A 12500-nucleotide genomic window follows, 5' to 3' on the forward strand; every position below is an offset into this window, starting at 1 on the left:
CGGGCCACCAGGACGGCGTCGCGAAGGCAGACGACTGTTCTGTGGGTGACGCTGACCCTGCTGCGAATGCACGGCCTGCAGGGGCGGATGCGAAACGGATTCTTTGTGTGTCACCGCTTCGGGTAGGAGTTGTTTGGCGTGGGCGGCCGAGGCCCCGCGTCGCGGGCCTGGACGACGGCCTGGCTGCCCTGGCTGACGTGCAGCTTGGTCAGTATCGCGGAGATGTTGTTGGCGATGGTCTTGCTGGACAGGTCCGATCAGTACTTTCCTTACCGCAGAAGTTGCCGGTGCGTCAGTCGGCGTGCGCCAAATCGTCCGCGGCCGCGAGCGGCACCACCGGGTACATCGGCGGTTCGTCCTCTGGAAAGAGTGCGGTCGGGCCGTAGATCCAGTCCGTGTAGGCGTAGTCGTGCACGTCCCGGGCTCGAAGCAAGGCGTTGCGTCGGGCCCGCGCCGCCCCGTCGAGGTGCCACAGCTCGCCCCAAGCGCGAGCGGTCATCACCACTCGGCGACAGTGCTCGGGACGCACCGCTTCGTAGGCCGCGAGCGCTGCCGACCAGTCGATTCGAGTCGGGTCCCCAGCACCACCGGCCTCCTGCTGGCGGGCGACGTGCTCGGCCAGCACCCAGCCGTCCTCGATGGCCATGATCGCGCCCTGCGCCATGTACTGCAGCGGTGGATGCGCTGCGTCGCCGAGCAACGCGATCCGGCCGTGCACCCAGGTCAGGATCGGGTCGCGGTCGTACATCCGCCACCACTTGTCCCGCCACATGTGCGGGATCCCTTCCTGCACGGCGGGGCAGGTGCCGTCGAACGCCGCGTCCAACTCGTCCGGCGTACCCCAGTCCTCTTCACCTGCACGTGCCTTCGGCGACTCGAAGACTGCGACTTGGTTGAGCAGCTCACCCCCGCGCAGGCCATAGTGGACGAAGTGACAGCCCGGTCCGACGTACACCACGACCTCGGAGAGGTCGACGGGCCGGCCGGCGGTCGCTTCGACCGGCACCGTGCCGCGATAGGCGACATACGCCGAGGACACCGGCTCGTCGTTGACGAGCAGCGTGCGAGCGACCGAGTGCAGGCCGTCGGCGGCGATGACGACCGCCGCCTCGTGAGCGTCGCCGTTCGCGAGGACGGCGCGTGCGCCCCTTCCATTCGTCTCGTACGACTCGACGCGGGCGTCGGTCATCAGGTCCACGCCGACGCGCTGGCAGGCCCGCAGGAGCAGGCCGTGGAGATCGCTGCGGTGGATGACCAGGTAAGGAAAGCCGTAGCGCCGCTCGAGGTCGATCAGGTCCAGCCGGGTGAGTTCGGTCGCGTCGACCGCGTCGCGCATCACCATGGATGTCGGTACGACGCCGAGTTGTTTGGCCTCGTCGAGCAAGCCGTAGTCGTCGAGGATCCGCGTGCAGTTGGGCGCGAGCTGGATTCCGGCACCGACCTCACCAAACGCGGACGCCTGCTCGAGGACCCGGACGGCGAGGCCGCGGCGCGTCAGGGCATATGCGCTGCTGAGGCCGCCGATACCGCCACCGACGACGATGACGTCCGGTGTGCCAGTTGTGCTCATGGGTCCTCGCAGGTCAGAGCCACGGACCGAGGTCCGGGGCGTCGGTCAGGGAGTGCGGGCGGCCGGCCAGCCAGGCGGCCACCTCGGGGAGCCGCGCGTCGACGGCGGGTACGTCGCCGCGTTTGGCCTTGATGTCGCTGACCAGCGCGCTGAGAAAGTCGGCCGGGAGGTCGGCGAAGCCGATTCCGAGGGCCAGGTCGACGGTGTGCACCATCACCTCGCGGGCGCGCAGCCACGGGATCTCGGTGGCCGGCAGCAGCCGGCCCTGAGCGGTACGGATCTCGTGTGCCCACTGCGCCATGGTCAGCCGGTCGAGTCCTTCGGCAAGGGCGGTCGCGGAGCCCGCCTCCCATGCGGTGAGGTCGGCGGCGGGGAGGGCGGCGCCGCGCTCGATGCTGGCTGCGCGCTCCTCGGGCGAGGCGTACATCGGCGTTTCCACGCCGGTCGCCGCCCAGATGACCAGGTTGCCCAATGCTTCGGCATTCCCCGCGACGTGTGCGACCAGGTGCCCGCGGGTCCAGCCGGGAAGCAGGCTGTCGGCCCTGAAGTCGCTCGCGTCGAGGCCCGCGATCACAGATGAGAGGAGCCGTTGGCCGTCCGCCATCCAGCGGAGGGCGTCGCTCGGGGTGCGGGCCATCACGCCTCCTCGACGATCCGGTTCGTACAGGCGCCGAGGCCGTCGATCGCGGTCGTCACGGTCTGGCCAGGGGCCAGGTAGACCTTCGGGTCGCGTGCGTGCCCGACACCGGCCGGCGTGCCGGTCGCGATCAGGTCGCCGGGCCGCAGCCGGGTGAGTGTCGAGACGTACTGCACGAGCGTGACGGGGTCGAAGAGCAGCGTGCTGCTGTCGTCGCGCTGCATGAGCTGTCCGTCGACCGTTGTGCTCACCTTGAGCGCCGGCCGGAGGCCACCGGGCAGCTCGTCGGGGGTCACGAGGTAAGGGCCGACGGGCGTTGTGGCGTCCCAGGCCTTGCCCTGGGTCCACTCGACGGTTCGGAACTGCCAGTCGCGCACCGAGATGTCGTTCATGATCGTGAACCCAGCGATGGCGCTGGCCGCCTGGGCCTGGCTCGCGCGTCGTACTTCCCTGCCGATGACGACCACTAGCTCCACCTCCCAGTCGAGCGCGTCGGTCTCGGCGGGCTTGGCGATGTCGTCGTGGGCGCCGATGAGCGAATCGGCGAACTTCGTGAAGAGTGTCGGGTACGACGGCAGCTCGCGACCCATCTCCTTGATGTGGTTCGTGTAGTTGTGGCCGACGCAGACCACCTTCGCCGGCGAGGGGACGACGGGCGCGAAGTCCGCCACCTCGACCGGGTAGGTCGCGGCGCCGCCTGCGCTCGTCGCCGCCGCGGCCGCCTGTTGCCAGTCTGGCCGGCCGAGCAGGGCACCGACATCGTCGGCGCCGACATCGACCAACTGGTCCCCGTCGAGCCGGACGGCGCGGGTGCCATCGGGGGTGCGGACGGTGGCGAGCCTCATCGGGCGACCTCCTGGCGGTCGAGTCGGAGTGCTTCGAAGACGGGCGCGTCGGTGAAGCGGAAGAGGTCCAGGGCTCCGGAGTCGGAATCCGTCGTGCCGGCCTCGGAGTGGACCGAGAATGGCTGCCACGATGGGACGACGAACAGGTCGCCGCGGGTGACCGACCAGGTCGTTTCGCCGACGGTGACCGTGCCGGAGCCGTCGAAGACTTGGTAGACCGAGGAGCCGGTCTCCCGCACCGGCGCCGTCTCGACGCCACGGACGACGCGGTGGAACTCTGCCCGGATGGTTGGCAGCACGTCGCGGCCATCGTGCGGGTTGGTGTAGCGGACCGCGGCATGGCCGGGCTCGACGGGGCCGGGATATCCTTCGGCCTCCAGGGCGAGCTGGTCGGCGAGCGCCCGGTCCGTGAACTCCCACTTGTAGGCCAGCAGCGGCGAACCTGGTGCGACCTCGCCGACCGACAGCGGCCGCAGGCCGGGGTGACCCCAGAGCCGCTCGGACCGCGAGCGCTCCGGCGTGGACCGCTCTGCATCGCTGATCTGGTCGCGGCCGAACTCGAAGAACGGCGCCTCGGTGACGTACTGGAACGGGATGTCCAGGCCGTCGATCCAGGCCATCGGCTCACTGGCGGCGTTGTGGTGGGCATGCCAGTTCCAGCCGGCCTGCGGCAGGAAGTCACCGCGCCGCATTGGCACCGGGTCACCACCGACCACGGTCCACACGCCCTCGCCCTCGACGACGAAGCGAAACGCATGCTGTGTGTGTCGGTGCTCGGGGGCATCCTCGCCCGGCATCAGGAACTGGATGGCCGCCCAGAGCGTCGGGGTCGCGAACGGGCGGCCGCCGAGCCCTGGGTTGGCCAGCGCGATCGCCCGACGCTCGCCGCCGCGGCCCACCGGCACCAGGTCGCCGGCCTGCGCCGCAAGCCGGTACAAGCTGTCCCAGCGCCATACATGGGGTACGCCGCGCGACCGTGGGTGGGCAGGCATCAGGTCGCCGATCTCGGTCCACAACGGAACGAGCAACTCCTGCTCGAGGCCTCGGTATAGGTCCTCAAGAGCGGGGGTGACGTCGGGCTGGTCCGGGGCCTCTACCGCCTGCAGGCGGACAGGAGAGGTGATTGGCATGGTCAAAGGGTGCGGGTACCCTGCGAGGAAGAATCACCAATTCTGTTATCCAGAACGCTAGCTTGGGTGGTCGCGCCATGGAGAAGCCGCTGAAGACACCGCCGACCTACGCGATCGCCAGCGTCGACCACGCACTGCGGATCGCGACCATACTGCAGCTGGAGGGGGCGCTCACGGTGAGCCAGGTCGCCGAGCGGCTCGGCGTCGCGCGCTCGACCGCGCATCGACTGCTCGCGATGCTGGTATACCGCGACTTCGCGGCGCAGGACGAAGACAGGGTCTACCATCCAGGGCCCGTGCTCGAGCTCGCGGCCCACTCCCGGTCGGGCACGTCCCGTTTGCGCGCGGTCGCCCTGCCGCACATGGAGCGGCTGGTCAATGTGCTCGGGGAGTCGGTAAACCTCGCGATCCGGATGCGCGACACCACCCGGTTCATCGTGAGCGTCGAGTGCGACCAGTCACTGCGAGTCGGCACCCGCGAGGGCATGGTGTTCCCGGCGCACCGGACCACTGCCGGCCTGCTGCTGCTCGCGGACCTGCCGGCCGACGAACTTGCGGGTGTCTACGCCGAGGAACGGTACGCCGAGCACCCCGAGGAGCGACCAGACCTTGATCGACTGCGCGCCGAGCTGACCCGGGTCCGGCGCGCCGGCTTCGCCCTCAACCAGGGCCAGTCCGAGCGTGGGGTAGTTGCGGTCGGCGTTCCCGTACGCGACTCCGACGGCATGGCGGTCGCGGGCCTCTCGGTCACGCTGCCGGAAGTCCGCTACGACCGACACCAGCTGCCGAACCTGGTCGCGGCCCTGCAGCGCGCGGCCGGGGTGATCGGTGCCGACCTGGCCGGCTGACTCGGGCCGGTACGTGCCCGCCAGCCTGGCGTCGGCCATGAGGCATGACGGACGGCGGGTGACCGCGACCAAGTCATCCCGTCATCGGGGCGGCCCCTCAATTCATTAACACAGGCCCTTCGAGATGCCGCCGCGCTCGGTCACAGATCTCCAGCAGAGTCGCGGCCATCGCCTGCTGATCTACTGCCTGGAACCGCGCGGTCGGCATTGCGATCGACATCGCAGCCAGCGGCTCGCGTGCCGAGGAACCCACCGAGGCGCTGATGACACTCATGCCGACCTCGGTGCCGTCGATGTTCAACCACGCCTTCCTCGACGGACTCTGGGCCAGAACGTGCTGGAGCTCGGCGAGCGTAGTCGGTCCTCGACCGGGCACGTGCGGGATCCCGCCAGCGTACCGAGCAGCCACCGCATCAGGCCCGAGCTCGGCCAGCATCGCCCGGCCACCGGCGGTGACGTGGGCGGGAAACTCCGCACCCAGCCGCAAGGTGACCCGCAGGTCGTGTGCGCACTCGATGCCGTCGACCAGGCGGATGTGGTTCCCGACCAGGACCATGAGATGGACAGTCTCGCCCACCTTGTCGTGCAGCTCGCCGAGGAAGGGACGCGCATCGCGCACCAGCTGCGGGATGGCCACCGCCGCGCGGCGGCCCAACAACTGCGGACCCGGGCGGTAGCGACGGTCCTCGCCCTGGATCAGGTACTCCCGCTGGCACAGCGTGGCGAACAGCCGGTGCACCGTCGACGGAGCGGAACCGATCTCCCGGGCCGCCTCGTGCACCCCGATCGGACCGCGCTCGGAGACCAGGGTAAGCAGCGCCAGCGCCCGGTCGACGGCACCGACAGTGCGCGACTCCTTGTTCTGGGACACGGAACAACTCTAGCGGGATCGTTCCGCATCGGTGAGTTGGCAGATAGCGTTCCGCATGCCAGAACACTGTGGCCAGCCTCATTGGTCAGGATGGAACATGAGGAGCATGTCATCTGCGTCACACGACATCCGGGATCGAACGGTGCCGCGCGGCGACCCGGACATCCCCGCCTACGATCTGGTCGTTGTCGGGTCGGGCATCGCCGGCCTGACTGCAGCCACCTCCGCCGCCGAGTTCGGTCTGGCTGTGCTGCTGCTGGAGAAGACCGAGCGGATCGGCGGGTCCTCCGCGATGAGCGGCGGCTGGTTCGCATTCACCGGCACCGACGAACAGGCGGAGGCGGCCATCGCCGACTCGGCCGAGTTGTTCCTCGCTGACCTGCTTGAGGCCGGTCAGCATCGCAACGACCGGGCTCTCCTGGAGACCTACCTGCGCCACCAGCACAAGACCTACCGCTGGCTCAAGGCTCACGGAGTCGTCTTCGACGAGGTGGAGATCAGCTCTGGACAGTCGGCACCGCGGAGTCACCACACCGCGATCAAGGACGTTCTGGCCGGGCTGCATGCCGCCTTTACCGCAGCCGGTGGGCACATTCAGCTCGAGCACCGTGCCACCCATCTGCGGCGCGACTGCTCTGGCCGGATCACCGGCGTGACCGTCGAGAGCGCTGACGGGCAGCACCAGATCACCGCCCGCGCCGGAGTCGCGCTGGCCACCGGCGGCTTCTCGCGCAGCACCGAGCTGCTCAGCACCTTCGCCCCCGAGCAGCTCACCGCGATCCCCTACGGCGGCAAGGGCAACACCGGCGACGGTCTGCGGATGGCCTGGCGGCTCGGCGCCGGACTGGCCGACATGTCCTGTGTCTCCGGCACCTTCGGCTCCCACCCCGACACCGGTGAGGACTTCCACGAACTCCTGACCGCCTACTACATGGGCGCGATCATCGTGAACAAGCTCGGGCGGCGGTTCGTCGACGAGTCCCGCGACTACAAGAGCCTGGGCCGTGCCGTCCTCACCCAGCCCGGCGCGCTCGGGTTCGAGATCTTCGACGCCAAGGTCCGCGCCCAGTCACGCCGCGGTGTGGCCCTGAAGGACATCGACACGCTGGAGGATCTCGGCCACGTGCACCGGGCCGACACCCTCGACGAGCTCGCCACCCAAGCCGGGATCGACCCGGCCACCTTGACCGACACCGTCAGCAGATACAACTGCGCCGTCACCGGCGCCGCACCCGACGACCTCGGCCGCACCAGTCTGTGCCACGGCGTGGGCCAGCTGCAGCCGATCGACACCCCGCCCTACTTCGCCTACCCGGCCAAGTCGCTGCTCACCTCGACCTACTGCGGACTCACCATCAACGCCCACGGGCAGGTCCTCGACATCGACGGCGAGGTCATCGACGGCCTGTACGCCCTCGGCGAGGTGACTGGCGGGTTCCACGGCGCCAGCTACATCACCGGCACCTCCCTTGGCAAAGGTGCTGTCTTCGGGCGAGTGGTCGCCCAGCACATCGCCGCCCACTCCCGCCCGCCCAACTCCCCCTGAAGATCGGAGAACCATGAAGTTCCACCACGTCGCCCTCTTCGTCAGCGACCTCGACAAATCTCTCAAGCTGTGGCGAGACGTCCTCGGCTTCGAAGTCCTCGTCGACCGGGTCATCCCTGACACCGCCACCGACGGCGGCCAAGCGCGGATGCCCCAGTACGTCCTCGACGACATTTTCGGCGTCGAGGGCGCCACCTCACGCATGGCCCTGCTTCAGTCCGCTCACGGCGCCATGATCGAGCTGCAGCAACCCACCGTGCCGGCGGTGCAGAAGACACCACGCGAAAACCTTCGGTACCGGCACACCGGCATCCACGAGGTTGCCTTCTTAGTCGAGGACATCGAGCCCTGGTTCGACAAGGTCCGCAGCGCCGGCTACGAGACCAACACCGACTACATCTGGACATGGGCGGTGAACGGCAAGTCGTTCCTGTTCTACGACGACGATGGCAACATGATCCAGTTCAACCAGCAGCGCAGCCACGAACGGCCGTCCTGGTACGCCTAGCTACGCAGCCAGCGGGATTGACCCGACCACACCATCGAAGGCGAAGTGCACGGCTGCCCACGTCGTCGTGCGCATCGGCGTGGTCGCCGACGCCGCGCGGTACGCCCGCTACCGCAGCAAGGCCAAGGTGCTGCGGACCTCCTACGGCGCCAGGTACCTGGTCCGGTCCAGCGACGAGGACATCGCCGAGGGGGAGCAGGCGGAGCGGCTCACCATCATCCGACACCGCCCGGCCCCCCAACCGGTCCACGACCTCCCACGAGCGGCACTGGGCGATCCGCACCCTCCACCGTCACCTCGTCACCCACAGCACAAACCCCCACAAGGCCCCGGAGACCCACATGCCTTCCGCCCTCAGCACCCGAACTTCCAGCCGGCGAGCCGGCGTGGCCAGCTTGGTCGGCACCACGCTGGAGTGGTACGACTTCACGCTCTTCACGCTCTACTCGGCGCTGATCTTCCCCCGCCTCTTCTTCGTAAACTCGGACCCCGAGGTCGCGGTCGTCTCGTCGCTGGGCATCTTCGCCGCAGGATTCCTCGCCCGCCCCGTCGGCGCCTTGTACTTCGGACGGCTCGGTGACAAGTACGGACGCAAGCGCGTGCTGATGTCAACGCTGTTCGTGATGGGCGCCGCCACCACCATGATCGGCCTGCTGCCCACCTACGCCCAGATCGGCGTGTGGGCTCCGTTGCTGCTGCTCGGACTGCGGCTCGCCCAGGGCTTTGCCGCTGGCGCGGAGGTGGGCAGCGCCATCACAGTGGCAGCTGAGTTCTCCCCTGCCAAGCGCCGCGGCCTGTGGGCGTCCTTCCCCGCCATGGGCAACTTCGCCGGCCTGGTGCTGTCCGCGGTTGCCGTCCGGGTCGTCACCCAGATGCCCGAGCAGCAGCTGTACAGCTGGGGCTGGCGGGTGCCGTTCCTGCTCGGCTTTGTCGTAGTAATCGTCGGGATCGCCGTGCGCCTGGGCCTGAGCGAGACCCCGGCCTACCTCGTCAAGCAGGCCGAAGGCGTGGTCCAGCAGGTCACCCTGCCCGCCATCGTGCGTGCCTCCTGGAAGCCCATGATCGTGCTCGGGATCATCTACTTCGCCTGCAACGGCATCTCGTACTTTCTTCCAGGCACTCGCTGCCGCCTACGCCAGTGGCGTCCTGGAGCTGACGGCCGCCCAGGTCGCCGACGGTGTCCTGTACGGCGCCATCGGAGGCTTCTTCACGGTGCCGTTGTTCGGTGCGCTCTCCGACAAGATCGGTCGCCGACCGGTCATCCTCATCGGCCTCGGCTTCGCGATCCTCGCCGGAATCCTGTTGTTCTTCGTCGTACCCGCCGGCAGCGGCGCTGGCTACCTCGCAGTCATGGTCACCGCGCTCGCACTCGCCAACGCCAGCTACAACTCCGGGGTCAACAGCTTCGGCGCCGAACTGTTCCGCACCCAGGAACGCCTCACCGGGATGACGCTCAGCCGCGAGGTCGCCGGCAGCATCGGCGGTGGGGTGGTGCCGGTCATCGGCGCCGGCCTGGTGGGCATCGCCACCGGGGCCCCGTACGCCCTGTGCGGACTGGTCATCGCGCTCGCGCTTATCGGCGGCGTCACCGTGCTGCTGGTCCGCGAGACTCGAGGCACGTCCCTGGACCATGCGGACAGCGACGGCCTGACCACCGCCGCGGCGAGCGCCCGGGCCCCGCTCCCGGCCGCCCTCGATGTCTGAGCCCGGCCAACCCCCGCCCAACACCCACCGGAGGAGACTTCCGATGTCAGACCGCGACCCTTCCACGCTCACCCACACCGTAGCGACTCCAAGCGTGACCGCCATGTATCACCCCACCCTCGGGGTCCACGACCTTGAGGTCGCCCGCGAGTGGTTCACCCGAGTCTTCGCCCGACCCGCCTTCCGCTGGGAGGACACCCTCGACCCGAAGTTGCTCGACCCCGACTATCCGCGCAACTACTCGTTCTTCTTTTTCATCCACGATCTCCACTATGTGGTGCTGTGCCCGCAGTTGCACGCGACTGGCGCCCTCCGCGGGCAGACCCGCTACCAGGATGTCCCCGAAGGCATGATCGGAGTCGGCTGGTACACCGATGACGCGGTTGGGATGTTCGATCGCCTCACCGAGCATGGGATCACATCGCACGACCAGAAGGGTCGGCGAATCACCTCCGAGAACCCCCCGGTCTCCCCGATGGCGCCCGACATCCACGTTGGATTCACCGATCCCGAGACCGCCGGCTACCGCCACGAGTTCGTCCGGATCGGCGACCGGCACCTGGAGTACTACTCCCGCCAGGCCGATCCCAGGCTGCGACCGGACTGGGTCCGCCCACCCGTCGACCCCAATGACCCGCTACGGATCGAACGCACTTCCCACCACACCTTCCTCACAGCCGACCCCGAACGGGCGGAGCGCGTCTACGTCGACGCGGCGGGAGGTCGTGTCATCGGTCAGCGACGCAACGAGGAACTCCAGGCACTCAGCACCTTCATCACCCTCGGCGACAGCGTCGTGGAGTTCGCGGTCCCCGACCCGAAAAGTCCTGCCGCAGCTCGCGTCTCCTCCGGTCTCGACTACTACCACGGCATCAGCCTCCAGGTCGCCGACATCGAACAGGTCGAGACCCACCTGGCACACGCCGGCGTCCCCACCCGCCGCCTCAGCACCGAGGTCACCTCGATCGACCCCGAGGCCGCCTTCGGCATGCAATGGCGCTTCATCACCCGGCGACCGATCTGACATTCGGCGGCTCGGACGACACGCCTACTAACGGAGCGAGCCGTAGGGCGCCGCCGGTTGACTTTGGTAACCTCCCATCAGTCGAACGCACGTACGGAAAGGTGTAACGGTGAAGGAGCCGTTGGAGCTGCGCTGGATACTCCGTCCGGACCCTGCGACGCGTTCCAGCCTGCTTGCCGAACACGACGGCATGCAGGTGCACTCGATGAGAGCCACCCCAGGCGGCGACGGCCTGGTCGACGTCGTGCTCATCGACGGCGAACGGGTCCGTGCCCATCGCTATGAGGTCGTGCCCGAGTAGCTCCCCCATGCCAGGGCAACCCCGAACGGCGAGTGGCCATAGCGCTGCCTTTGGCGTGATAACCGGCGGCCGCGGTTGCAACCAGGGCGCTGTCGGGCACCTCCATCCAACACATCGAGCCGTCAACCGCGAGGAGTATTCGTGCCCGCACCGCAGGATCTCGCCGCGTTGCCGTATGCGCACTACCTGGAGCCGTTCGATGGCGAGCCGGAGCAGGGCGGCGACTACACCGAGGTTCACCTGGCCGACGCGGAATACCGGAAGGTGCGGGCAACGTCCGATTCAACGAGAGCGCCATCACCGGTGTGACGTTCGACGGTGGCGGGGTACCCCGAGGTCGGTTCAGCGACGTGTGGGTCAGTCGGACGCGGTGGATCGGGGTCAGCTGGGCCGAAGTCGACATGCTCGACGTGTCGTTTCTGGACGGGGCTCTGGCCGGAGTGCAGGCGTACGGCGGAAGGTTCCGGCGGGTGGTCTTCGAACGCTGCAAGATCGACACCTTGAACCTGAGGGACGCCGACCTGCGGGACGTCGAGTTTCGCGACTGTGAGCTTTCCGAGGCCGACTTCGGCGCGGCGACGCTGACCGGTGTGACCTTTCCCGGTTCGACGGTCCGGCGGGCCCGGTTCGGCAATGCCACCTTGCAGAAGGTCGACTTTCGTGGTGCCCGCGAGCTCGACATCGCCGCCGGCTGTGACTCGCTGCGGGGCGCGATCGTGGACACCGCACAGCTGGCCGAGCTGGCGCCGGCGTTGGCGGACACGCTCGGCATCGTGGTGAAGGACCGCTGAAGCGGCCACCCGCCCCGCCGCGCGGCGGCTGCTACGTCGCCCGGATCGACATCCGCAGGCAGACCGCCAGGTCGACCGCCTGATCCGCGGTGATGATCGCGTCGCGCAGTGTCACGTCGCGTGGGTCGAAGGCGGTGAGCGTGGTACCGCGCAGGTCGGCGCCGGTGAAATCGGCCTCGCGCAGCGAGGCGTTCGTGAAGTCGACGTCTCGGAAAACCGCTCCCTGGCAGCGACTACCGCTGAGGTTGACCTCGCGCATCCGGACCCGGTGAACTCGGCCGTGCCGAGATCCGCGCCCAGAAGCTCGGCCTCGAACCAGTCGCCGCCGGTGACCCGCAGCCCATCGAAGCCGCAGCGATCGAACCGGCTCCCCGTGAGAGCACAGTCGGTGAAGCTGGCATCGAAGAAGTTGCAGCCACGCAACTGGCAGTCGACGAACCGCGTGTCCGTGACCACCGCGCAGTTGAACCGGATGTTCTGGAACACACATCGAACGAAGGTGGATGCGGTCACCGCCACCTCACACAGATCCACATCGATGAAGGTCGCGTCAGCGTAGTCAAGCCCGTCAGCCCGTTCCGGCCACTCGTGGGCACGCACATAGCGGACCGGTCGCGCCCTGCCCGACCCCGGACGCTGTGCCATGCCAACCAACCCCTCACAGACCTCCGAGATGTAGCTTCTGCTGAAGTTGCCCCCTGCTTCGAGCGAGTCCAGCGACCATC

13 protein-coding genes and 4 pseudogenes are annotated in these 12500 nt (G+C 68.4%); 10 read left to right on the forward strand and 7 right to left on the reverse strand.

Translation table 11 applies throughout. The features are described 5' to 3' along the window. Nucleotides 1-292 precede the first annotated feature (292 nt). Genes ACFFIA_RS02975 through ACFFIA_RS02990 form a run of 4 tightly spaced genes read right to left on the reverse strand, consistent with a single transcriptional unit; the run spans nucleotide 293 to nucleotide 4182 of the window. Nucleotides 293-1570: an FAD-dependent oxidoreductase gene (locus ACFFIA_RS02975; protein ID WP_377244829.1), complete on the reverse strand. Its 1278-nt coding sequence runs from the start codon at nucleotides 1568-1570 to the stop codon at nucleotides 293-295. Nucleotides 1571-1583: 13 nt separating this feature from the next. Continuing rightward, nucleotides 1584-2207 carry a maleylpyruvate isomerase family mycothiol-dependent enzyme gene (locus ACFFIA_RS02980; protein WP_377244832.1) on the reverse strand — a complete coding sequence of 208 codons (624 nt, stop codon included), beginning with the start codon at nucleotides 2205-2207 and terminating at the stop codon, nucleotides 1584-1586. Beyond that, entirely contained in the window at nucleotides 2207-3052 is an 846-nt protein-coding gene (locus tag ACFFIA_RS02985) for a fumarylacetoacetate hydrolase family protein (RefSeq protein ID WP_377244834.1), read from the reverse strand. The genes ACFFIA_RS02980 and ACFFIA_RS02985 overlap by 1 nt, the downstream gene beginning before the upstream one ends. Continuing rightward, nucleotides 3049-4182 carry a cupin domain-containing protein gene (locus tag ACFFIA_RS02990; RefSeq protein ID WP_377244837.1) on the reverse strand — a complete coding sequence of 378 codons (1134 nt, stop codon included), beginning with the start codon at nucleotides 4180-4182 and terminating at the stop codon, nucleotides 3049-3051. The genes ACFFIA_RS02985 and ACFFIA_RS02990 overlap by 4 nt, the downstream gene beginning before the upstream one ends. Nucleotides 4183-4259: 77 nt before the next feature. Between ACFFIA_RS02990 and ACFFIA_RS02995 the strand changes: the two genes are divergently transcribed. Next, entirely contained in the window at nucleotides 4260-5030 is a 771-nt protein-coding gene (locus ACFFIA_RS02995) for an IclR family transcriptional regulator (protein ID WP_377244840.1), read from the forward strand. A 97-nt stretch (nucleotides 5031-5127) separates the two neighbouring features. Here ACFFIA_RS02995 and ACFFIA_RS03000 read toward each other — a convergent pair whose 3' ends face one another. Next, nucleotides 5128-5901 carry an IclR family transcriptional regulator gene (locus tag ACFFIA_RS03000; protein WP_377244843.1) on the reverse strand — a complete coding sequence of 258 codons (774 nt, stop codon included), beginning with the start codon at nucleotides 5899-5901 and terminating at the stop codon, nucleotides 5128-5130. Between the two features lie 106 nt (nucleotides 5902-6007). Between ACFFIA_RS03000 and ACFFIA_RS03005 the strand changes: the two genes are divergently transcribed. The 9 genes and pseudogenes from ACFFIA_RS03005 (at nucleotide 6008) to ACFFIA_RS03045 (ending at nucleotide 11775) form a co-directional block, all read left to right on the forward strand. Beyond that, entirely contained in the window at nucleotides 6008-7447 is a 1440-nt protein-coding gene (locus ACFFIA_RS03005) for an FAD-dependent oxidoreductase (RefSeq protein ID WP_377244846.1), read from the forward strand. A 13-nt stretch (nucleotides 7448-7460) separates the two neighbouring features. Further along, a complete protein-coding gene (locus ACFFIA_RS03010; protein ID WP_377244849.1) occupies nucleotides 7461-7955 on the forward strand; it encodes a VOC family protein in 495 nt (164 codons plus the stop codon). Nucleotides 7956-8022: 67 nt separating this feature from the next. After that, nucleotides 8023-8166 (forward strand): annotated as a pseudogene (locus tag ACFFIA_RS03015) (DUF1330 domain-containing protein); the annotation flags it as partial. Nucleotides 8167-8296: 130 nt separating this feature from the next. Continuing rightward, nucleotides 8297-9058, forward strand: a pseudogene (locus tag ACFFIA_RS03020) (MFS transporter); the annotation flags it as partial. Next, a pseudogene (locus ACFFIA_RS03025) lies at nucleotides 9039-9659 on the forward strand (MFS transporter); the annotation flags it as partial. The pseudogenes ACFFIA_RS03020 and ACFFIA_RS03025, both read left to right, overlap by 20 nt. Nucleotides 9660-9762: 103 nt before the next feature. Continuing rightward, nucleotides 9763-10683 carry a VOC family protein gene (locus ACFFIA_RS03030; protein ID WP_377244852.1) on the forward strand — a complete coding sequence of 307 codons (921 nt, stop codon included), beginning with the start codon at nucleotides 9763-9765 and terminating at the stop codon, nucleotides 10681-10683. 109 nt (nucleotides 10684-10792) lie between these two features. Continuing rightward, nucleotides 10793-10984 (forward strand): hypothetical protein, encoded by a 192-nt coding sequence (locus ACFFIA_RS03035; protein ID WP_377244855.1) that lies wholly within the window; start codon nucleotides 10793-10795, stop codon nucleotides 10982-10984. Nucleotides 10985-11125: 141 nt separating this feature from the next. Then, the gene (locus ACFFIA_RS03040; RefSeq protein ID WP_377244858.1) at nucleotides 11126-11293 is read left to right on the forward strand and encodes a hypothetical protein; all 168 of its coding nucleotides are present in this window, start codon (nucleotides 11126-11128) and stop codon (nucleotides 11291-11293) included. After that, nucleotides 11290-11775, forward strand: coding sequence for a pentapeptide repeat-containing protein (locus ACFFIA_RS03045; protein WP_377244861.1), 486 nt, complete (start codon nucleotides 11290-11292; stop codon nucleotides 11773-11775). Before ACFFIA_RS03040 ends, ACFFIA_RS03045 begins: the two co-directional genes overlap by 4 nt. A 31-nt stretch (nucleotides 11776-11806) precedes the next feature. Here the strand turns inward: ACFFIA_RS03045 and ACFFIA_RS03050 are convergent, their stop codons facing one another. Both ACFFIA_RS03050 and ACFFIA_RS03055 read right to left on the reverse strand, forming a co-directional pair. Continuing rightward, nucleotides 11807-12034, reverse strand: coding sequence for a pentapeptide repeat-containing protein (locus ACFFIA_RS03050; protein ID WP_377244864.1), 228 nt, complete (start codon nucleotides 12032-12034; stop codon nucleotides 11807-11809). 113 nt (nucleotides 12035-12147) lie between these two features. After that, a pseudogene (locus ACFFIA_RS03055) lies at nucleotides 12148-12420 on the reverse strand (pentapeptide repeat-containing protein); the annotation flags it as partial. Nucleotides 12421-12500: the final 80 nt, after the last annotated feature.

The organism is Phytohabitans kaempferiae, assembly GCF_042433955.1.
GTDB lineage: Bacteria > Actinomycetota > Actinomycetes > Mycobacteriales > Micromonosporaceae > Phytohabitans > Phytohabitans kaempferiae.